Consider the following 22,115-nt stretch of genomic DNA (forward strand, 5'->3'; position numbering starts at 1 on the left):
TAAGCGGGAAAGAAGTGTCAAAGGGACGCTTACGAGAGACAGCCGAGGTCCTGGCCGGATGGCTGCTCTTCGCCTCCATCGTGGCCGCCCTGGGAACCGGTTTTTTTGGCTTTCCCCCCCTGGTCGCAGGTTGCCTCCAATGGATGGCGGCTCTGCTGCTCTGGCGGCGGGTGGCGCCGAGGCTTCTGCGCCAGAGCGTCATTCTGGCGTGTGCCGGATCATTGGCGCTACTGGCCGCGGGGGCCGATTACGGGATATGGCTCGAGGCCCTGGCCCAGAACCAGGGGATGATCGCCATGCTGGCGGCGGTCGGGTTCCTGCGGCTAGCCGCTGTTTCTCCCGGGGCCGTTCCGCCCCTTAAAAACGGCCGCGGCGTCTGGCAGACCCTGTTTGGTGTGCACTGGTTCGGATCGGTGACCAACGTATCGGCTATCGTCCTGTTCGGTGACCAGATGGCGTCCGGGGCGATTCGTCCCCTCTCCCCCCTGCAGTCTCTGACGCTGGCGCGGGGCTTCGCTTTGGCCGCCCTGTGGTCCCCGTTTTTCGTCGCCATGGGAGTCGCACTCACCCTCGTGCCGGGGGCTCATGTCAACACCCTGGTGCTCTGGGGACTCCCCCTCAGTCAGCTGATGCTGGCCGCCGTCGCCTGGTTCATGACCCGGTCGGCCTCCTGTCTGGGGGAGGGATTTACGGGGTATCCTTTCACTCCCGCCACCCTCATCGGACCGGTGTTTCTGGCCGCAAGCGTCTTCACCGCCCATACCCTTTCCCCAGTCGTTCCCGTGGTGACTTTTGTCACCTTAGCCGCCCCCCTTTATGGTCTGCTCGCCCGCAGCCCTCATCGGATTCCGTCGCGCCTCATCGGGTACGTGCAACAGGACCTTACGCGCATGGGTCCCGAGCTGGTTCTCTTTCTTGCCGCCGGCATGACCGGCGCAGGCTGCTCGGCCATGATCCGCAAGGGGCTGATCCCCTTGCCCGCCGGCGCTTCCGAGGTGACTGCCGTGGCTCTCGGATTAGCCTTTATCATCCTGCTTGCCAGCACCGGCATCCACCCCGTGGCCGGGGCGACGGCTGTCGCAGCCATGCTCAATCCCTTGCCAATCCGTCCCGACCTCCTGGCCATGAGTTTGCTCATGGGGTGGGGACTGGGGGTTCTCATCAGCCCTATCTCGGGCATTCATCTGCTGCTCGCCGGGCGCTACAGCTTCCCCATCGGCCGGGTCTGGCGCTGGAACGCGCTGCCGGTCGCCGGGGGCTACCTGGCCTGCTGCGGATGGCTCGCACTATTCGGCCGCTTCGCTTGATTTCGACGATTTTTCCATTATGAATTTAGGTATGGATATATCTTTCCCCAAGCTGATCGACTCCACCCTGAAACTCAACGACCGCGTCGGCCTGCTCACCTTCTGCCGGGATGACGTGCGCAACGCTCTCACCGGCACGGCCCTGGTGGAGGACATCGTGGCCGCCGTCGAGTGGGCGAACAGCAGTGCCGACATTTCGGTCTTGATCCTCACCGGAGAGGGGAAAGCCTTTTCGTCTGGCGGGAACATCAAGGAGATGAAGGAACGTACGGGTATCTTCGAAGGGTCGGCGGTGGAGGTGCAGGACAAATACCGCCGCGGCATCCAGAGCATGGCCCTCGCGCTTCATCGCGCCGAACTGCCGATCATCGCCGCCGTCAACGGTCCGGCGATCGGGGCCGGGTTCAACCTGGCCTGCTTGTGCGATGTGCGCTTCGGCTCGACCAGCGCCATGCTTGGCGAAACCTTCCTCAACCTCGGCATCGTCCCCGGGGCGGGAGGCGCCTGGTTTCTGCAGCGCACCGTCGGATACCAACGGGCCTGCGAACTCGCTTTCACCGGTCGGTTATTGCGCGCTGACGAGGCGCTCGAACTCGGCATCTTCCTCGACGTGGTCGCCCCCGGGGAACTGCTCCACCGGGTCCGTAGCTTCGCCCTGCAGATCGCCGCCAAGCCCCCCCAGGCTCTGCGCCTGACCAAGAGGCTGATGAAGGCCGCCCAGCGCATGGATGTGCCCGACCTCCTCGACCTGACCGCCTCCTTCCAGGCCCTGGCCCACGAAACTAGGGAGCATGCCGAGGCTCTTGATGCCTTTCTCAACCAGATGAATGCTGGAAAAAAGGATTAAGAGCAGAAAATCGACGCCTCACCTAACGGGCGCGTGCTGTTCGCCCCTCCCTCTCCGATCATTTTCTCCAGAGAAATTCGCCCCTTTTCATGTGCTTGCCCCCCACATTTTGATGTATCTGGCAAAACGGAGGAGCTTAGCTCAGGCCGCTTCCCAGGTCAAAAGGATTGAGCTTCCCGGGTAAATACACCCGATTGGAATCATCAATCCGTTCCTTGCAATTTATCGGAATTTCAAATTTGACTCATCGGCTCCACCTATCTATCATGGATCAGTCTTTTTATCCTGACAATTTGCTTTTATTTATCTTGAGGAGAAGTTCGTAAATGGCGAGAGACAGGGAAGATATTCTGCAGGACTTGGCGGACGGTGTTCTCAATTTAGACGAGGACCTTGCCGTCTCTGCGGCTCGGGAGGCGATAGATGCCGGATTGGATGCCTTTGACGCCATCACCAACGGCCTGGTCGTAGGTATGAACAAAGCAGGTAATCTCTATGACGAGGAAGAATATTTCGTTCCCGAGCTGCTCATCTGTTCCGACGCCCTGTATGCCGCTCTGGACATTCTCAAGCCGCACATCAAGCTCCAGAAAGACGAGGAAAAGATCGGATGCGTGATAGGTGTCGTCGAAGGGGACACACACGATATCGGCAAAAATCTGGTCAAGATCATGCTGGACGTCGCCGGGTTCGAGATTCATGACCTCGGTCGGAACGTCCCCCTTGCCGATTTTGTCGAGAAGGCCAAGGAGGTTGGTGCGCAGATGATCTGTCTTTCGACCCTGATGACGACAACCATGGACGGGATGTCCACGGTTGTCGAAATGCTCAAGGAAGAGGGCATCCGGGATAGGTTCAAGGTGCTGGTCGGAGGCGGGCCGATTTCACAGGCCTTTGCCGATCGGATCGGGGCGGACGGTTATGCCGACAACGCCGCCAATGCCGTGCGGGTCGCCAAACAGCTTTGCGTCGGTTCCAAGGCCGCTTGAGGAGAAGCTCGATGATTAAAACGCAAGTTCCCGAGGACACTCAGACCTCCCTGGAGCGGGTATTGTGCTATCTGCAAGGAGTCAAACCACAGCGGATTGCCTGTTTCCCCCTGATCCTCAATCATGCGGCCCGGGCCATCGATGTCCCGGTGGCCCAGTGCATTCAGAACGCCGAGCTGTTCGGCCAGGCCCACGTTGCCGCCTATCGCCGTTACGGAAACGACCTGATCACCTTTTTGTCCACCACCTCCACCCTTGCCGAGGCGATGGGGCAGAAAATGAACTTCATCGAGGAAGACGCCCCGCAGCTCGCCGAGCCGCTGCTTCAGCAACTCGATGACCTCAAGCGGGTGCACATCCCCGATTTCAGCCGGGACGGTCGGCTTACGATCTACCTGCAGGCGACCGAGTACGCAGTGGCGGAGGTCGGCAAGGAGGTCTGCGTCAGCACCGTTTTTGCCGGACCCTTCACCACCGCCGCGGCCCTGCGCGGCGCCGACGTCTTCGTCAAGGACCTCTACAAGAACAAGGAATGGGTGCATGAACTGCTGGAGCTCTGCTGTCAGGCAGGGCTGAAATTTATCGACGAGATCCTGAAGAGGAACTCTCTTCCCATCGTGGTCGAGCCCATCGGTTCGGGGAGCCTGGTGGGTCCGCGGATGTTCAAGGAATTCGTCGCCCCCTATCTGAAACGGCTGGCCGACCACATCCATGCCAGCGGCGGTGGGCTTCCGGCGGTTCTGCACATCTGCGGCAAGACCAAGCCGAACTGGGGGCCGATGCGCGATGCAGACTGGGATATCTGGAGCCTGGACGGCGTCGACATGGCCGAAGCGAAGGCCTTCGCCGGAGACCGGGTGACCCTCGTCGGCAACCTGGTCCCGGCCAATCTGCTGAAAAACACCCCGGAGCAGATCGATGCCGAGGCGAAGCTGATCTGCGAGAAGGCCATGGGAAGTCCCCGGGGCTTTATCCTCGGCTCGGGCTGCGAGGTGCCGATCAACACTCCCCCGGAGAACGTCGATGCCCTGATCAACGCCGCCCGCCGATACGGACGGTTCGATCAGCAGGGATGATTCCTCCGATGACCGAAACCGCATCACCACCTCTGAATACCCTCCTGGTCTGCGGTTTTCTCGGAGCGGGCAAGACGACCTTCATCCTCGAACAGCTCAAGAGCGCCCGGGGCAGAACCGCGGTCCTGGTCAACGAGTTCGGCACCCTCGGCATCGACGGATCGCTGATCCGCTGCGCCGAGGGGATCGATGTTGTAGAACTGCCCGGCGGCTGCATCTGCTGCAGCCGGAAGGACGGGCTTCAGGAGAGCATCAGGACGATCAGGGAAGAAATTCGCCCGGACCGGCTGCTCATCGAGCCGAGCGGCATTGCCGAGGTCTCGGAAGTTCTCAAGGTGCTGGCGGACGAAACCCTGGCGGGGGTCATCCGCCTCGATGCCGTCGTCACCATCCTCGATGCCTCGACCTTTCTCGATTTTTCCGACCCGGAGGCCTTCGGCACTTTCTTTCTCGACCAGGTGATCAACGCCGATCTGGTCGTCGTCAACAAGGCCGACATCGTTTCTCCGGCGGAACTTGAGCAGGTGACCAAACGCCTTTTCGAGCTGAACCCGGCCGCCCTGGAGGTACAGACCGCTTTTTGCCGGATGGAAGAGCCCCTCCCTTCGGGCAGGGATCGGGAACTCCGCTCTTTCGGCCGGACCGGACCGACGATGGAGTGCGTCAGCGTGGTTCCCGGGATGCCCCTTTCCGAGCAGCAACTGAATAACCTCACCTCCGCGCTCTCCGAAGGGAGATTCGGTCGGGTCTTTCGCGGCAAAGGATTTCTGCCGCTGCCGGGCGGGGGTTGGATCAATCTTCAGATCGTCGGCCGGACCCTGACCGTGACCCCTCTTCACGACGAGGTTCAGTCGCGGCTCACCCTGATCGGCTGCGATCTGGACGGCAACCGGGTGCGAGAATTTTTCGGCTCGAACGGGGGAACGGCATGACCGAGAAAGAACGCCTGCTGAAGGCACTAGCCGGAAAAGCGGTCGACCGCCCTCCCTTCATCTGCCCGGGAGGGATGATGACCATGATCGTGACCGAGGTCATGGACGCCGTGGAGTGTTTCTGGCCCCAGGCCCATGCCGATGCTAGAAAAATGGCCGAACTCACCCTCGGGGCCAACCGTTTGACCGGCATCGAAAACCTCGGCCTTCCCTTCTGCATGACGGTGGAAGCCGAAGCCATGGGAGCCGAGGTGGGGCTCGGCAGCAGGGAGAGCGAGCCTCACGTGACCGCCTATGCCATGGAAAGCCTGGCGGATATCGACCGACTGACTTCGATCGACGTGACCAAAGGGCGAGCCAGGGTCTGCACCGATGCCGTCCGCATTCTCAAGGAGCAGGCACCCGAGGTGCCGATCATCGCCAACCTCAGCGGGCCGGTCAGCCTGGCCACATCCCTGGTCGACCCTCTCCTGTATTACCGAGCACTGCACCGGGGCAAGGAGGCCGCCCACAGGTTGAACAGGCTTTCGATGAAAAACGCTCTGGCCTTCGGGGATGCCCTGGTTGAAGCCGGTGCGGACGTGATCTGCATCGCCGACCCGAGCGCCACCGGAGAATTGATCGGGCGCAGGGCCTTCGAGGAATTCGTCCTTCCCTACCTCAACGAGATGACGGAACATTTCCGGCAGCGTCATGGAAAGCCGTCCATCGTCCATATCTGCGGGGACGTGAAGAGTCTGGGAACCGTTTTGGAGCAACTGACCGCCGAGTCGGTCAGCGTCGATGCGGTCGTGGGCATTCCCCTGTTAAAAGCCCTGGCCTCCGGAAAGGTGACCATGGGGAACATCAGCACTTATCTCCTTGAGCTGGGCGACCCCGAGAAGCTGGCCAGGGTCAGTGAGCAGTGCCTGAGCCAAGGGGTCGACATCCTGGCCCCGGCCTGCGGCATCAGCCCCAGGACACCGATCAACAACATCCTGGCCGTCTCCGAGACGGCCTGCCGTTACCGGACGATGGCGTAGAGTCATGGCCGTCGTCCATTTCTTCCCCGACCTCCGGTCGATCGAAGTCGCCCAGGGCACCACCATCCTTCAAGCGGCCCGCCTGGCGGGAGTCATGCTCGAATCTCCCTGCAACTGTGTGGGCACCTGTTTTAAATGCACCGTGCGGCTGGATTTCGAGTCCCTGAAGAATATCTCCTTGAAGGGGAGCCGGTCTCACCTGCCGGAAGATTTGAAAGCGGCAAAGGTCCTCTCCTGCCAGGCCGAAATTCGGGGGGACATCGTCGTGGAGCTCCCTGCCGCCGAGCAGACCGACACCCTTCAGGTTCTGAGTCATGGCGAAAGGGGCGTCCTCGACCTGGATCCGTGCATCAGCAAGACCTATTCGGAAGCGGAAGATGTAACGGGCGTTTTCGCTTTGGGTCGGCTTCTGGCCAAAGAGCCGGGAGACACCCGGAGTACAAACTTCGGCATCGTGGTCGATATCGGCACCACGACCCTGGTGGCTTCTCTGGTCGATCTCTCCACGGGGCGGGAGATCGCTGCGGCCTCAGCCCTCAACCCTCAGAGCCGGTATGCGCAGGATGTCCTTTCCCGAATCCGCTTTGCTTCCGAAGCGGCCGGGCTGAACACCCTGCATGGGGAACTGATCGGGGAGATCAACCGGCTGACCGGCGAGCTTGTCGGAGAGTCGGGCATCGCCGCCGGTTCCATCTACGAGGTGGTGCTGAGCGGCAACACCTGCATGCTGCACCTGGCCACCGGCCGGAACCCCGTCTCGCTGGGCAGATATCCCTATACATCCGCCCTGTCCGGGGGCAATCACTTCTCCGCGGCCCTGCACGGCCTGGCGATCGCAGGCTCCGGACTCGTCTATCTGCCGCCTGTCATCTCCGGGTACGTCGGTGCGGACATCACCTCCGGCATCCTGGCCACGGCACTTCACCGTCATAACGGCACCACCCTGCTGGTCGACATCGGCACCAACGGCGAAATGGTCCTGGGCCGAAGCGGTCGCCTCCGGGCGACCTCTACCGCCGCCGGCCCCGCCTTCGAAGGGATGAACATCTCCTGCGGCATGCGGGCCAGCCGTGGTGCGGTGGAATTTTTCGATATCGCCGAAGACGGGGCAATATCGGTCAAAACCATCGGCGGCGCTCCGGCGGCAGGTATCTGCGGCAGCGGTCTGCTCGATATCGTCGGAGAACTTGTCGATCACGGCGTGATCGGCGGCAACGGCCGGTTCGTCGATGCCGAAAAATCGGTTCTGCCGTCCCTCCTGAAAGAAAGGCTGGTCAAGCACGAAGGAAAGACGGCCTTTGGGGTGACGGAGGATCTGTTCCTTTCGCAGAAGGATATCCGCCAGGTGCAGCTGGCCAAGGGGGCGATTCGCGCCGGCATCGAATTCCTGCTTCAGGATTCCGGCATCGGGGCCGGCGAGGTGGACAAGGTCCTGATCGCCGGAGCCTTCGGTTACCACTTGCAGGAAAAAAGCCTCCTCAGTCTCGGACTCCTCCCGCGCGAATTTGCCGGGAAAGTCGATTTCGTCGGCAATACGTCCAAATCGGGGGGACAGACCTTTCTCCTCAACCGCGGCTTACGCGACGAAATGGCCGCGGTCGTCAAAAACGTCGAGGTCATCGAACTGGCGAACTTCCCGGACTTCGACAGAGTCTTCGTCCGTTGCCTCGGCTTCTGAACCCCTCCTACCGATCAGGGCGATCTCCATGGACCTCGGCATAGGCATCGATACGGGCGGCACCTTCACCGACGCCGTCATCATCGATATGGCGTCCGGCCGGATACTCGCCAAGGCCAAGTCCGCCACCACCCGGCAGGATCTCAGGCAGGGGATCGGCAATGCGCTTCAGGGCCTCGAGCGGTCTCTCTTCTCCCGGGTCAGACTCGTGTCCCTTTCCACCACCCTGGCCACCAACAACATCGTCGAGGGGAAAGGGGCCCGGGTGGGCTTGATCGCCGCCGTCCCCAACCCCGGCAGTTTTTCCCTTCCGGCTGGCATCCCGGCCGAGGAGGCGGTCGTGATCGCCGGCGCCCACGACCGCCGGGGCAGAGTTACCACGGATCTCGATGCCGACGCCGCAGGGGAGGCCATCGCCCGGTTGGCGGAGAAGGTGGACGCCTTCGCGGTTTCCGGCTATTTCAGCATCTACAATGCCCGGCACGAACTCCATCTGAAGGAGATGATCTCTCAGCGGTGCTCCCTGCCCGTGGTGTGCGGTCATGAACTCTCGGGGTCGGTCGGCATGGTTGAGCGGGCGGTCACCGCGGCCCTCAATGCGCGGCTTATGCCCGTCGTTCGCGATCTTCTCTGTGCCGTGCGGCGGATGCTGGAAGAAAACAGCATCCATGCCCCCCTCATGGTCGTCAGGGGGGACGGCTCGCTGATCAGTGCCGCGACCGCCGAAGATCGGCCGGTGGAGACGGTCCTCTCCGGCCCTGCGGCCAGCATTGCCGGGGCCTGCCGATTGAGCGGCCATCGGGATGCCGTTGTCGTCGACATGGGTGGGACCACGACCGATATCGCCGTCGTTACAGGCGGCGGGACCCCTGTCGATATGGATGGGGCGGTGGTCGGCGGTTGGAAGACCCGGGTTCGCGCAGTGAATATGTGGACCGTGGGATTGGGGGGAGACAGCCGGATCGTGGTGCAGGGAGACGGCCTGATACGCCTCGGACCGCGGCGAGCGATCCCGCTCTGCGCGGCGGCGACGGCCTCGCCCCCGTTTCTCCGGAGGATCAGGGAACTCGATGAGCCCCATGGGGCAAAAAAACCGATGGCTCTCGATTTTTTCACCCTGGTCAAAAGGCCCGGATACTCCCTGTCCCGCCATGAGAGAGCGCTATTCGAGGCCCTCGACGGAAACTTTCAGCACCGCGACCGGATTGCCGAAGAGATCGGACCGTTCATCGACCTCGACCGACTGGCCGCCCTCGGCATTCTCGCCGAAGTCGCCTTTACCCCGACGGATATCCTCCATGCCCGGGGGACTCTCGATCTCTGGGATAAAGAAGCCTCCACTCTGGGAGCGGACTTTCTGGCGAAATGCGCGGGCATGGAGTGTGAAGAGTTGCTCGATCGGATGCTGGGTGAAATCATCGCGACCCTTTGCCTGCAGATGACGGCCAAGGCGCTTCATGAACATGATCCCCTGGCCCGCTGCTGGTCTTCCGGCAATCTTGATTTTCTCGACAGGTTGCTGCGGCTGCCGGCTGGCTCGGGGATCGGCATGGGGGTTCGCCTGGACCGCCCGGTAATCGGCGTCGGGGCGCCGGCCAAGGATTTTCTGCCCGAAGCTGCCGCCCGACTGGGGACACGATTGATCGTCCCCGAACACGCCGAGGTCGCCAACGCCTTCGGCGCCATCACCGGCCGGGTCGTGGAGCGGGCGGAGGTGACCATCCGCCCCGACAAACCGGAAGGTTTCCTGCTGATTTCCGCGGATGAGCGGCGCCGATTCGAGACCCTGGCCGAAGCCGTGTCTGCCGGCGAGGAACATTCCCGGCAGACGGCCAGAAGGCGAACCGAAGAGAGGGGCGGAAGGCAGATCGAGATCAGCGTGGAGAAGGAGGAATCGGTGATGCCGCTGGCCAGCGGCTGGGGGGATCGGGTGTTTCTGGAAATCAAGCTGACGGCCACCGCCAGCGGCGTTCCGGCCTACTGAAGGAGAGCGTGCCCATGCGACTGGGAATCATTGCCTGCACTGCCCTGAAACCAGAGCTCGACCATCTTCTGAAGTCGATTCCGGAAGCCGCCGAGGTGATCTACCTCGACGCCGCCCAGCACTGTTATCCGCAGAAAATGCTGGAGCGGCTGAGGGAGGAGATCCGCCTGCTGGGGGAACGGGTGGACGCCGTCTTTCTCGGCTACGGCTTCTGCCAATCCCTGCGCGGGATTGACGAGGAGTTCGATTTCCCAGTCATCCTCCCCCAGGTGGATGACTGCATCTCCTTGCTGCTGACCCCTGAGCGCTACGCCGAGGAGGTCCGCCGGGAGGTCGGCACCTGGTTCATGCCTCCCGGATGGACGGAAATCGGAGCCCATATGGTGATCAAGGAACTCAAGCTGGACAGGGCCATCCGTTACGGCCGCGATCCCATGGAGATGGCCCGCCGTCTTTTCACCCATTACCGGCGGGGGCTCTTCATCGACACCGGCGTCGGGGATCGAAAGGTCTTCCTGGACAAGGCCTTGGCCTTCTGCAAGGATTTCGGACTCACCCTGGAATGTACCACCGCCGACACCACCCTGCTGGCCGCCTGGTTGAGAAAGGCTCGGACGGGAACCGAATTAGGGGGAAAACGGCGGCAGGGGAAAACGGTGATAGGAGAAACCCGCGCTTGAACCTGCCGGCAGCTCCAGGTCCAAGGATGCTCGGAAGCGGACCTCCTGCAGGCCGTGGCGATGGGAATTCAGGCCGACCACTTTAATCTGGCGCTCGTCAAGCCGAGAACCGTCGGATCGGAGGAAAAGCACATCCACATGACCGGGCATGCGAACCCGGACCGGGCGCTTCAAACTGCCGCTGACCAGCACTTCACCCTCCTGACGGAACGCCTGAGCCTCGGAAACGACGACCGGGGATGCCGGCCGAATTTCCACCGGGATTTGCTGTTCAGGTTCAACCAGGGGCCGCGAGGCAGCGCACCCTCCCGCAAAAAAAGAGAGGGCGAGAATCGCGGCGACTTGAATCTTCATCTTCATGCGTCCTCCAGTGGAATAGGTTGATTTGCATGTTTCGGCGCCACGAGAAGATAAAGTGCCGGCAGAACGAAAAGTGTGAGGAGTGTCGAGGTCAGAACTCCGCCGATGACCGCCGTCGCCAGGGGGCGCTGCACCTCGGCCCCGACCCCGGAGGAGAGCGCCATGGGGAGAAAGCCGGCGGCATCGGTGATGGCGGTGGCCAGCACCGGAATCAGGCGGCGGCGGGCGCCGTCGGTGACCGCCGCGAAGAGGTCCTCCCCCCGCTCCACCCCCTGGCGGATGGCACTTACCAGCACCTGTCCATTGAGGACGGCGATGCCGGAGAGCGCGATGAAGCCGACTGCGGCGCTGACGCTGAAAGGGATGCCGCGCAACCATAAGGCGAGCACGCCGCCGACGGCGGCGAAGGGGATGCCGGTGTAGATGATCAGGACATGGCGCAGATTTTTGAGGCTGAGATAGAGGAGCAGAAAGATCAGCGCCAGAGTGATGGGGACGACGGCCGCCAGGCGCTTCTGTGATCGCTCCAGGCTCTCGAACTGACCGCCCCATTCGATGAGGTAGCCGTCGGGGAGCCTCACCTCGGCGGCTATCTTTTTCCGCGCCTCGTCGACAAAGGAGGCGATGTCGCGGTCTCGGACGTTGGCCTGCACCTTGATCAGGCGCCGCCCCCATTCGCGGTTGATGGTCGAGGGGCGGTCCTCCTCTGTGATTTCGGCCAGCGTTCCCAGCGGTACCACCGCGCCGCTGCGGGTCGGGATGAGGGTTTCCAGCAAGGCCGTCACGTCGGAACGCTGGGCATCGGGAAGCCGAACCACCAGGGGAAAGGAGCGCTCCCCCTCGAAGACCTCTCCGACCTTCAGCGAGCCGACGGCGGCGACCATGTCGAGCACCTCGCGGGCGGCGACGCCGTGACGGGCGATGGCCGCCTGATCGATGCGCACCTGCAGCGCCGGCTGGCCGGTGATCTGTTCGACCGAAACGTCGCTCGCCCCGCGGATGTCGCCGAGCAGGTGCTCGACTTCTCCGCCCAACGCGACCAGATTGCCGAAATCCTCTCCGTAAACCTTGATCCCCACATCGGCGCGAATGCCCGAGAGCATCTCGTTCGTCCTCAGTTCAATGGGCTGGGTGAGGACGGTGCGGATGCCGGGCAAGCCTGTCATCGTTTTCTCCACCAGCTTCTCAAGCTCCGTCTGGTTTGCGGCTCTGGTCCATCGGTCGCGCGGATGCAGGGCCATGAAGAGATCGGTCAGCTCGGTCCCCATCGGGTCGGTGGCCACCTCGGCGCTGCCGATGCGGCTCCACACGTACTTGATTTCGTCAGGGAATTCCTCGCGCAGCAGTTTTTCAAGCCGCGTGTTGTAGGCGATCGACTCGTCGACGGAGACCCCTGCCAGGCGCACCACGCTGGCGACCAGCGACCCCTCCCCCATGCGAGGCAGGAACTCGCCGCCGAGGCGCAGGGCGAGCCCTCCGGAGCCGGCGACCAGAATGAGGACGACGGCGAAGAGCGCCCCCTTGCGTCGCAGCACCGGCAGCAGCAGCGCCCCATAACTCTTTTGCAGCGCCCCTTCAACACGCCCTTCCCGCTCGCGCAGGCGTTTCGGTAAAAAACGCTCGGACAGAATCGGAGTGAGAAAAATAGCCACCAGCATCGCCCCTATCAGGGCGAAGATGAAAGCCCAGGCCATCGGCTTGAACATCTTCCCCTCGACCCCCTGAAGGGTCAGCACCGGCAGGAAAACGAGGAGAATGATCAGCATGCCGAAGAAGATGGGGCGCACCACCTCCTTGCTCGCCTGGGCGATGCAGGCCGTCCGTTCGGCGGCCGTCAGCGATCGGCCGAGTTCGGTCTGTCGCTCGGTGAGGCGACGCAGGTTGGCCTCGGTCATGACCACGGACCCGTCGACCAGAATGCCGAAATCGATGGCCCCCAGCGACAACAGGCTGGCGGCGATCCCCATGCCGTGCATGCCCAGGGCGGCGAAGACCATCGACAGGGGGATTGCGGCGGCGACGATGAGCCCTGCGCGCAGGTTCCCCAGCAGCAGGAAGAGGATGGCGATGACCAGCAGGGCGCCGAGAAGGAGGTTATGCTTGACCGTGTCGATGACTTGCTCGATCAGATCGGTGCGGTCATAGACGGTTTCCAGCGTCACGTCGGCGGGCAAGGCCGACCGTACCATCTCCAGCCGCTCCTTGAGGGCGGTGGTCACGGCTCGGCTGTTCTCCCCCATGAGCATGAAACCGAGACCGAGAACGACCTCCCCTTCCCCTTGCGCCGTCACCGCGCCAAGGCGCAGTTCGTGTCCGAAGCGAACTTCGGCGACATCCTGGATGCGCACCGGCGCGCCGCCGAAAGCGGCGATGACGATGTTGCCGACTTCGGCAAGACCCGTCACCTGCCCCAGGCCTTGCACCAGCATCGTCTGGCCGCCGGAGGTGACCTGCCCACCACCGACATTGGCGTTGTTTTCCTCCAGGGCGGAAAAAACATCCTTGAGAGTGAGGCCGTACTTGACCAGCAGTTCGGGGGAGACAATCACCTGATACTGACGCTCCAATCCACCCCATGAATTGACTTCGGCCACGCCGGCGGCCTTTCGCATCTCGGGCTTGACGACCCAGTCGTGCAGGGTGCGCAGTTCATCGAGAGAGCGGTCCTTCGAGCGCAGGACATAATGAAAAACCTCTCCGAGCCCGGTGGAAATCGGCCCCATCTCCGGCCGGTCAATCCCCGGCGGCAGCGTGACGCTCGCCAGCCGCTCCATGATGAGCTGACGCGAATCGTAGACCGGCATGGCGTCGGAGAAGGTGGCGACCACCTGGGAGAGACCGAACTTGGAAATCGATCGAACGCTCTGCAGCTCCGGCAGACCGGCGATGGCGAGTTCGACGCCCAAGGTGATCTGGCGCTCGATTTCCTCGGGTCCCAGGTTGGGCGCGACGGTATTGATCTGCACCTGCACGGGAGTCGTGTCCGGGAAGGCGTCCACCGGCAGGTTAGCCAGTGCCCAGGTGCCGAAGCTCAGGGCGAAAGCAAAGAGGAGAACCGTCAGCAGGCGGTTCCTCAGCACAACATCGATCAGGCGTTCAAGCATGGCAAATCCTTCTTCCCAAGGGTTTTTACAGGACCGACGGCTCTACGGAGCGGCCCGGGATCAATGGTCCGCGCATGACGCCCCCAGACGTGCCCTCAGCACCTCCGACTTAAGAGAGAAGGATTGGCTCATGGCGACCCGGTCATCGGCCTGGAGACCCGATTGAATCGTCACCGCCCCCCGAATCCGACGCCCGGTCGTCACCCGGCGCAACTCGAAGAGATCTTCCTCCAGGCGCACGAAGACAAAGGGATTGCCGTCCACCGTCTGTACGGCATCGGCGGGGACGGCGAGGGTTCCGCCGGCCGTCTTCGCCGCCGGACGCACCTGGCCGAAAAGGCCGCTGCGCAGCAGCCCCTCGCCGTTGTCCACCTGCGCCAGGACTTTGAGCATGCGCGTCTGCTCATCGAGGGCGGGGGCGACCCAGAAGATCTCTCCCGTGAATGCCCGTCCGGGAAGCCCGGAGAAGGAGGCGACGATCTCCATGCCGGGGCGAACGGAAAGCTGCTCCTCCTCGGGGACCGAGGTCTCGACCCACACGGTACTGAGGTCGGCTAGGACGAAGAGCGGCGTCCCCGGGGCAACCGTCTCACCGACGACCGCCGTTCTCTCGATGACGGTGCCGGCGAAGGGGGCGCGGATCGGCAGCCCCGCCCCCCTGGCCCCGTCGACAAGGCCGAAATCGTGCATCTGTCGCCGAATCCGGACGACAGCGCTTTCGGCCTGATGGAATTCGGCTTCAGCCTGCTGGAATTCGTGCCGGGAGGTGATCCCCTTCTCCAGCAGGTCCTTTTCGCGCCGGTAGACCGCTTCGGCGAGGCCCCGGCGGCTTTCCGCGGCCGACAACTCGGCCCGCAGTCCCGCCGCTTCGGGAGCGGCGATCTCGGCCAGGGCCTGCCCTTCGGCGACCCTCTCCCCCAGCCCTGCATGCACCTTCCGCACGGCGCCGCCGGCCAGCGCCGAGAGGCGGGCCAGGCGGTCGCGATTGAAGGCGACCTGCCCCGGCCAGGCGGCGCCTTCTTCGCCGACGGGGAGTGGCGCGGCGGTGGTGATGCCAATCCGGCCGGCCGTTTCAGGGGCCGCCAGGCGAACCTTCAGCCCCTCGCCGGGTTGAAGATGTGAGACCAGGTCGGGCTGGCACAGAGCATCCTCCGCTTCGGCGATATTGTGCTCGGGACAGATTTCATCCCCGGCGTCTCCATGGCCGTGGCCGGCGTGGGGATCATTTGTCCGCGGGGCGGTTGCCCGGGAGGAAGGGTGATCCGAGTGATCCTCTCCGTGATGGTCGTCGTCCTCCTCGTGGTGGGCTTCCCGAGAGGGGGCATCTGCACTGAACAGCCCTTCCAGTTCTTCCTCGGCCTCATCCCCGTGATCGTCGTGCGCGGCGTGCGCATCGGCATGCCCATGGGGATCTCCCTTTAATTGCTCTTCTTCGTGGCCATGCCCTGCATGCTCCCCCTCAGCGGAGGAGGAAGGGCCGGCAAGTGTGTAAGTCCCCCATCCAAAACCGCCCGCAAGGACAAGGACGAGCAGAGAAATGAACAGATTTTTCGTCTTTTTCATGGGCGTTACTCCTTGGCTGTGGCGGAGAGCGTGAGGGATGATCGACCGGGGTCGAGCGAGCTTCCCAGCAGACGCTCCAGTTCGGCGGCGGCGCGGTGAAAAGCGATCAGCGACTCCAGATGACGCTCCCTCGCTTCCACCCAGGTGCGCTGGGCATCGAGCACATCCAGGACGCCGAACTTGCCGGCTCGATATCCGTATTCGGCCGCTTCCAGTGCCCGCCGGGAAGCGGGAATGATATCGTCCCGCAACCCCTCGGCTTCCTCCCGTGCGGCGCTCATCTCCTGCCAGGTCACAGACAGGGCTTCCCTTACCTGCAGCAGGGCTCTGCGCTCCTCGGCCCGGGCCTTTGCCTGCCGACTCCGGGCGGCGGCTATCGCCCCCTGGTTGCGATCGAAAATGGGGAGAGGGAGTGAAAGGTCGAAAACCAGCGCGGTGTCGTCACTCTCCCTGAAATGACGGGTGCCGACACCGACATCCAGATCCGGAATCAGCCGGGCCTGCTCCAGACTTACCGCCCGGCGGCTGAGCTCACTCTCCGTGACATGGAGGGCGATCCGCGGGCTCCCGGTCGCCAGTTTCTCCAGTTGGGCCGGATCGGGCAGAGGGAAGAGGGAAGACATCTCTCCGACTGCATGATCGAACTCGGCCCGATCCCGCCCCATCAGGGTGGCCAGGCCGCTGCGGACGGCGGCAAGATGACGGCGGGCCTTGTTGCGGGCAATCTCACCCTCCCGAAGCTGGATGCGAAATCGGATGGCTTCCGTCTCGGCGGCTCTTCCGGCGGCGACGCGCTCCTCAACAGTGTCCAGCACCCGCTTCGTGAGGTCGGTCAATTCCTCGGCCAGACGCAAGCGCTCCTGGGCGGCGAGGACGGCGAAAAACCCGTCGGTGGCCCTGGCCAGAAGATTGGCTTTAGCGAGTTCGAAGTTGCTTTGCGCGATGCTCGTCTCCGCCTCGGCCAGATGACGGCGAAGATCGCGCTTGTTTCCCAATTCGAACGTCTGATGAAGGGCAAGGGTGCCTTCGGCGGCATCGGTTCCGGAAAACGGGCCGCTGCCGAAGACGTTCTCGGCTTCGAAGGAAAGAACGGGATTTGGCCGCAAGCCGGCCTGCAGTCCTTCGGCCTCGCGAGCGCGTATTTCCTGGGAATAGACATCCAGCTCGGGATTGTTGAGCAACGCCTGAGCAAGGACCTCCCGCAAAGTCAGCGCACCTTTTTCAACGTCGGAAGCTGGTTTTGACAACATCGATTCTTCGGCATGCGTCGATGCGACAGCGCAAGTTCCCGCAAGCAGGAGCAAGGCGGACAATCGGAATACGACCGTTGATACACGACGGAATACGTCCGGCATGGCGAAAACCTCCGGAAAAAATCAGATTTGGACGTAAATGTGAGGAATCCCGGCGGACCTGGGCCGCGGGACGGTGGGTGAATCAGGGGCTGGACGGAAGGATCAATTCAGCAGGACGACGGTACGGAGAGCGCAGAGGGCTTGGTAGGGGCGAGGCGGGGGCAGAGAAGAAAGGTTAACCGTCAGGTCGCGGATGAAAACGGGAGGTGCAATCGAGATGATGGCAGGCGGGAGTGCTGATAAGGAAAGGTCGTAATCCTGCCAGCGGCCATGCACGAAGTCGAGGTCGGTGGAGATATCCTGGCAGGGCCGGCAATGGTGATGGGTGCAAAGTTCTTCCGCGGCGCAGGACGTCGATTCAACGGCCGCACATTTGCCGGAGACCGCCTGCTCGATGGCGGAGTGACCGTTCTCTCCGAGGCACAGGACAAAACTCGAAGCCAACGCCTGCCCGGCCATCAGGAGGACCAGGAGGCTGACGAGTAAAATAAGAAATGGGGAGGAGGTTTTTTTCACTTCATGTCCCGTCATGAATGCAATGCTTGAAACAATACCAAAAATGGGAGACTTTTACAAGAGCGATCAACCTGGCCGCCGGTATCCAAGGCAAACCTGCGGCCCGCCTCCTACTTGCGATCTCCGCCCTCGCGCAGGAGGCGAAGCACCTCCTCCAGTTCCTCCCAGGTGGTGGTGCGGCCAAGGCTGAACCGGATGGCTCCCATCCCTTCCTCCAGGGAGACGCCCATGGCGGCAAGGACTGGGGAGAGGGTCACCGAACCGGTGTGACAGGCCGAGCCGGTGGAAGCGGCGACCTGCGGCATCCGGCCCAGGATCTCCGCACCGATGCGACCGGTGAAGTTGACGTTGAGGGTGTTGGGGAGCCGTTCCGTCGGATGCCCATTCAGCGTGACCCGGTCCCCGAATGTCTCCCGCAGGGCGGCCCAGAAACGATCGCGCAGCATCTGCACCTTCGGCCCGTCGACCCAGCCGCGGGCCGCTTCGCAGGCAGCGCCGAGCGCCGACGCCAGCAGCACGCTCTCTGTCCCCGCCCTTCTTCCCTTCTCGTGCCCGGCGCCGTGGACGAACGGCTCGATACGCGTCCCCTCCCTTATGTACAGGGCGCCGATCCCCTTCGGCGCGTAGACCTTGTGCCCGGCCACTGAAAGGAGATCCACCCCGAGGGAATCGACCCCGGCGGGGATCTTGCCGACGCTCTGGGCGGCGTCGGTGTGGAGCAGGACCCCGGCATTGCGGGCGACGGTGGCGATCTCTGCGATCGGCTGAATCGTTCCGACCTCGTTGTTGGCGTGCATCACCGTGATCAGGATTGTGCGCGGGGTTATCGCCTGACGCACCTCGTCCGGATCGACCCGGCCGAAGCGGTCGACTGGAAGGACGGTGACCTTCGCCCCCAGACTCTCCAGGAAGCGGCATGGAGCAAGGGTGGCCGGATGCTCCACCGCCGTAGTGATGATATGGTTCCCGCGCTCCCGATGGGCGAAGAAGACCCCCTTGATGGCATGGTTGTTCGATTCGCTGCCGCCGCTGGTGAAAACGACCTCGGCGGGATCGCAGTCGAGCAGGGCGGCGACCTGCCCCCGCGCCTGCTCCACCGCGTCCTTCGCCGGTACGCCGGCCCAGTGGAGGCTGGACGGATTGCCGTAGTGCTGCGTGAGAAAGGGGCGCATCGCCTCGACCGCTTCCGGGGCGATGGGAGTGCTGGCATTGTAATCGAGGTAGATTTCTTTCATGTCGTTCTAAGTCCTGTGCGGGTTTGCTGGAAAGCAGCCCGAAATGGAAGGCCGCCAGATCAAACCTCTTTACCTCATCTAACTTTTTTCCCCCTGCAGATGCAAGGATTTTTTGGACCTGGGGGACGTTCACCCCTCCCCTTTCCCATGCATTCCTGCCGGCAGAGGAAGGCCTGTTGCACTTTTTTCCCGGCTGGGATATTGTTTAACGGAATCCAATCCGCAGGAGAACATGATTAAGAAACATAACCATACTATCGCAGCCTGCCTCGCCTTCAGCAAAATCCCTCTGCCATAGTTTCCCGGCACTCTCGCATCCATGGCAAACAAAAAGCATTTGATGTTTCTCGCTCCGCACTGCTCGAAGAGGCCTGCCCAGGGGACATCATCGGCCTGCACAACCACGGCTGACCCAACAGCCGAGGGGCGCGCGGCAGTGGCCGGAGGTGAAATTCCTGAAAACCCCGGAGCACGAGTAAAGGAAGGTTATTTTTGATGAAAAGGTATACCGACGGGCGGTCTGAAATGGTGACTTCCCTGCATGATGAACGCCTGGAAAGGGTAATCCATGCCTTATTGGAGGCCAACGCCAAGAGTGTTCTCGATATGGGCTGTGGTCCTGGTGAGTTGATGGCTCGCCTGGCCGCCGAGAGACGATTCATCCGGATCGCCGGAATCGACACCTCGCTGGAGGCACTGGCCGAAGCGCGGCATCTGCTGACCGCGGAAGACTGTGTCTGGGACGACACGCGCCTTTCTCTACATCACGCCTCCTTTACGACTTTTATTGAAGATCTCGCGGGCTTCGATGCCGCGGTCATGGTGGAAACCATCGAACACGTCGATCCCCATCGGCTTTCCGCCGTGGAGCAGACGGTATTTGCAGGCTACCGACCACAGACCGTGCTCGTCACCACCCCGAACAGCGAATACAATGTGCTCCATGGAATACCGGACGGCACTTTCAGGCATCGTGACCACCGCTTCGAATGGACCCGCAGCAAGTTCCGGAAGTGGGCCGAGGGGGTGGCCGGGCGACATGGATACCGAACCGTCTTTGATGAAATCGGCCCGGTCGATCCGGCACTCGGAAGTTCGACGCAGATGGCGATCTTTTCTTCCCGCCTTTGACAACACCTCATTGTGCGGTAGGTTTATTAGTTAATAGTTATTCGTAACAGTGCAGGGGCTTTAACCCCTGAGGATCTACACCATCTACACGCCGCCCGAGATCCACTGTCCCTTCAAAGATAGGAGCAGTCCATGAACGAAGAAAGCAAGTGCCCGGTAACGGGCAGGACGAGCAAGCAGTTAACCCGCCGTGGCATGTCGAACCGGGACTGGTGGCCGAATCAGTTGAACCTTCACATTCTGCACCAGCATTCCAATCTGTCCAATCCGATGGGCGAGGATTTCAACTACGCTGAAGAATTCAAGAGTCTCGACCTGGGTGCTGTGAAGGAGGACCTCTATGCGCTGATGACCGACTCTCAGGATTGGTGGCCGGCCGATTACGGCCACTATGGGGGGCTCATGATCCGGATGGCGTGGCACAGCGCTGGCACCTACCGCACGGGCGACGGCCGCGGCGGAGCCGGGAGCGGTACCCAGCGTTTCGCGCCGATCAACAGTTGGCCGGACAACGTGAACCTTGATAAAGCGCGTCGACTGCTTTGGCCGATCAAGCAGAAATATGGGAAGAAAATCTCCTGGGCCGACCTGATGATTCTCGCCGGCAACTGTGCGCTGGAGTCGATGGGATTCAAGACGTTCGGCTTCGCCGGCGGGCGCAAAGACGTCTGGGAGCCGGAAGAGGACATTTATTGGGGCTCTGAAGGCGAGTGGCTTGCCGACAAACGTTATGAAGGCGACCGGGAGCTCGAGAATCCGCTCGCCGCCGTGCAGATGGGCTTGATCTACGTGAACCCGGAAGGGCCGAACGGTAATCCTGATCCGGTCGCGTCGGGCCGCGACGTACGTGAAACCTTCGCGCGCATGGCGATGAACGACGAAGAGACCGTCGCTCTCGTCGCGGGCGGGCACACGTTCGGCAAATGCCATGGCGCCGGCGATGCCGCCCATGTCGGTCCCGAGCCCGAAGCCGCCGGCATCGAGGAGCAGGGGCTCGGCTGGAAGAGCAGCTTCGGCAGCGGCAAGGGAGATGACGCGATCGGCAGCGGCCTCGAAGGGGCCTGGAAGCCGAACCCGACCAAGTTTGACATGGGCTATCTGAAGGTCCTGTTCAAATACGAGTATGAGCTGGTCAAGAGCCCGGCCGGCGCGCATCAGTGGCTGGCCAAGGACGTGGATGAAGAGGACATGGTGGTTGGCGCGCACGACCCGTCGAAGAAGCGCCGGCCGATGATGACCACGGCGGACCTCTCCCTTCGCTTCGATCCGATCTATGAGCCGATCGCGCGGCGCTACCAGCAGAACCCTGAGGAATTCGCCGATGCCTTCGCCCGCGCGTGGTTCAAACTCACCCATCGCGACATGGGCCCGCTCGCGCGCTATCTCGGGCCGGAAGTGCCTGAAGAAGAGCTGATCTGGCAGGACCCGGTTCCCCCTGTCGACCATGACCTGATCGATGCGAATGACATTGCCGCCCTCAAGGGCAAGATCCTCGCTTCGGGTCTGTCCATTTCCGAGTTGGTTTCGACCGCCTGGGCCTCAGCTTCGACCTTCCGCGGCTCCGACAATCGCGGCGGGGCCAACGGGGCGCGCATCCGTCTCGCTCCGCAGAAGGACTGGGAGGTCAACCAGCCGGGGCAACTGACGAAGGTGCTTGAAACCCTCGAGGGCATCCGGAAAGCGTTCAACGACGCCCAGTCCGGCGGCAAAAAGGTTTCGCTCGCCGACCTGATCGTCCTCGGCGGTTGCGCGGCGGTCGAGCAGGCGGCGAAGAACGCCGGGCACGAGGTGACCGTTCCCTTCTCACCGGGACGCACCGATGCGTCGCAGAAGCAAACCGACGTCGAAGCATTCGCCGTACTCGAACCGGTTGCAGACGGGTTCCGCAATTACCAGAAAGCCGCGTACAGCGTATCGCCAGAGGAGCTGCTGGTGGATCGGGCACAACTGCTCACGCTGACAGCTCCGGAGATGACGGCTCTGGTCGGCGGCATGCGCGTTCTGAATGCCAACTTCGGACAGTCCCGACACGGCGTCTTCACCAGGCGACCCGAGACGCTCACCAATGACTTCTTCGTGAATCTGCTCGACATGAACACCACGTGGAAGGCGGTGTCGGACGCCAAGGACAGGTTTGAAGGGCGCGATCGCAAGACGGGCGAAGCCAAATGGACCGGCACGCGCGTCGATCTCATCTTCGGTTCGAACTCCCAGCTCCGGGCTCTGGCCGAGGTCTACGGAAGCGCGGACGCGCAAAAGAAGTTTGTCCAGGACTTTGTGGCGGCCTGGACCAAGGTGATGAACCTTGATCGCTTCGACCTCGCCTGATCATACGA

17 protein-coding genes are annotated in these 22,115 nt (G+C 62.5%); 11 read left to right on the forward strand and 6 right to left on the reverse strand.

Annotated elements, in window-relative coordinates; translation table 11 throughout:
* The first annotated feature begins 14 nt into the window (after nucleotides 1-14).
* The 9 genes from DTF_RS0111425 to DTF_RS0111465 all read left to right on the forward strand — a co-directional run bounded on the left by DTF_RS0111425 (nucleotide 15) and on the right by DTF_RS0111465 (nucleotide 10,515).
* A complete protein-coding gene (locus DTF_RS0111425; RefSeq protein ID WP_027715430.1) occupies nucleotides 15-1,307 on the forward strand; it encodes a hypothetical protein in 1,293 nt (430 codons plus the stop codon).
* 31 nt (nucleotides 1,308-1,338) lie between these two features.
* Complete coding sequence (locus DTF_RS0111430; protein ID WP_226989308.1) at nucleotides 1,339-2,154, forward strand: enoyl-CoA hydratase-related protein; 816 nt, start codon at nucleotides 1,339-1,341, stop codon at nucleotides 2,152-2,154.
* Between the two features lie 326 nt (nucleotides 2,155-2,480).
* On the forward strand, nucleotides 2,481-3,143 hold the full coding sequence (locus DTF_RS0111435) for a corrinoid protein (protein WP_027715432.1): 663 nt from the start codon (nucleotides 2,481-2,483) through the stop codon (nucleotides 3,141-3,143).
* 11 nt (nucleotides 3,144-3,154) lie between these two features.
* Entirely contained in the window at nucleotides 3,155-4,219 is a 1,065-nt protein-coding gene (locus DTF_RS0111440) for a uroporphyrinogen decarboxylase family protein (protein ID WP_027715433.1), read from the forward strand.
* A gap of 8 nt (nucleotides 4,220-4,227) precedes the next feature.
* A complete protein-coding gene (locus DTF_RS0111445; RefSeq protein ID WP_027715434.1) occupies nucleotides 4,228-5,151 on the forward strand; it encodes a GTP-binding protein in 924 nt (307 codons plus the stop codon).
* Nucleotides 5,148-6,173, forward strand: coding sequence for a uroporphyrinogen decarboxylase family protein (locus DTF_RS0111450; RefSeq protein ID WP_027715435.1), 1,026 nt, complete (start codon nucleotides 5,148-5,150; stop codon nucleotides 6,171-6,173). Before DTF_RS0111445 ends, DTF_RS0111450 begins: the two co-directional genes overlap by 4 nt.
* A gap of 4 nt (nucleotides 6,174-6,177) precedes the next feature.
* Nucleotides 6,178-7,851, forward strand: a complete 1,674-nt coding sequence (locus DTF_RS0111455; RefSeq protein WP_027715436.1) for an ASKHA domain-containing protein — start codon at nucleotides 6,178-6,180, stop codon at nucleotides 7,849-7,851.
* A gap of 28 nt (nucleotides 7,852-7,879) precedes the next feature.
* Nucleotides 7,880-9,835, forward strand: coding sequence for a hydantoinase/oxoprolinase family protein (locus DTF_RS0111460; protein ID WP_027715437.1), 1,956 nt, complete (start codon nucleotides 7,880-7,882; stop codon nucleotides 9,833-9,835).
* A gap of 14 nt (nucleotides 9,836-9,849) precedes the next feature.
* Nucleotides 9,850-10,515: a DUF1638 domain-containing protein gene (locus DTF_RS0111465; RefSeq protein WP_027715438.1), complete on the forward strand. Its 666-nt coding sequence runs from the start codon at nucleotides 9,850-9,852 to the stop codon at nucleotides 10,513-10,515.
* On the opposite strand, the gene DTF_RS26575 is transcribed toward DTF_RS0111465, so the two are convergent.
* The 6 genes from DTF_RS26575 to DTF_RS0111495 form a co-directional block, all read right to left on the reverse strand.
* Nucleotides 10,462-10,875 carry a hypothetical protein gene (locus tag DTF_RS26575; RefSeq protein ID WP_155890798.1) on the reverse strand — a complete coding sequence of 138 codons (414 nt, stop codon included), beginning with the start codon at nucleotides 10,873-10,875 and terminating at the stop codon, nucleotides 10,462-10,464. The genes DTF_RS0111465 and DTF_RS26575 overlap by 54 nt on opposite strands.
* Nucleotides 10,872-13,979 (reverse strand): efflux RND transporter permease subunit, encoded by a 3,108-nt coding sequence (locus DTF_RS0111475; RefSeq protein WP_027715440.1) that lies wholly within the window; start codon nucleotides 13,977-13,979, stop codon nucleotides 10,872-10,874. Before DTF_RS0111475 ends, DTF_RS26575 begins: the two co-directional genes overlap by 4 nt.
* 60 nt (nucleotides 13,980-14,039) lie before the next feature.
* Entirely contained in the window at nucleotides 14,040-15,542 is a 1,503-nt protein-coding gene (locus DTF_RS0111480) for an efflux RND transporter periplasmic adaptor subunit (RefSeq protein ID WP_027715441.1), read from the reverse strand.
* 5 nt (nucleotides 15,543-15,547) lie between these two features.
* Nucleotides 15,548-16,792, reverse strand: coding sequence for a TolC family protein (locus tag DTF_RS0111485; protein ID WP_162148633.1), 1,245 nt, complete (start codon nucleotides 16,790-16,792; stop codon nucleotides 15,548-15,550).
* A gap of 207 nt (nucleotides 16,793-16,999) precedes the next feature.
* Entirely contained in the window at nucleotides 17,000-17,428 is a 429-nt protein-coding gene (locus tag DTF_RS0111490) for a hypothetical protein (protein ID WP_027715443.1), read from the reverse strand.
* A 95-nt stretch (nucleotides 17,429-17,523) separates the two neighbouring features.
* Entirely contained in the window at nucleotides 17,524-18,648 is a 1,125-nt protein-coding gene (locus DTF_RS0111495; RefSeq protein ID WP_027715444.1) for a cysteine desulfurase family protein, read from the reverse strand.
* A gap of 495 nt (nucleotides 18,649-19,143) precedes the next feature.
* Between DTF_RS0111495 and DTF_RS0111500 the strand changes: the two genes are divergently transcribed.
* Nucleotides 19,144-19,779, forward strand: a complete 636-nt coding sequence (locus tag DTF_RS0111500; protein ID WP_027715445.1) for a methyltransferase domain-containing protein — start codon at nucleotides 19,144-19,146, stop codon at nucleotides 19,777-19,779.
* Between the two features lie 132 nt (nucleotides 19,780-19,911).
* A complete protein-coding gene (gene katG, locus DTF_RS0111505; protein ID WP_027715446.1) occupies nucleotides 19,912-22,107 on the forward strand; it encodes a catalase/peroxidase HPI in 2,196 nt (731 codons plus the stop codon).
* The last annotated feature ends 8 nt before the right edge of the window (nucleotides 22,108-22,115 follow it).

Origin of the sequence: Desulfuromonas sp. TF, assembly GCF_000472285.1 — a bacterium.
GTDB lineage: Bacteria > Desulfobacterota > Desulfuromonadia > Desulfuromonadales > ATBO01 > ATBO01.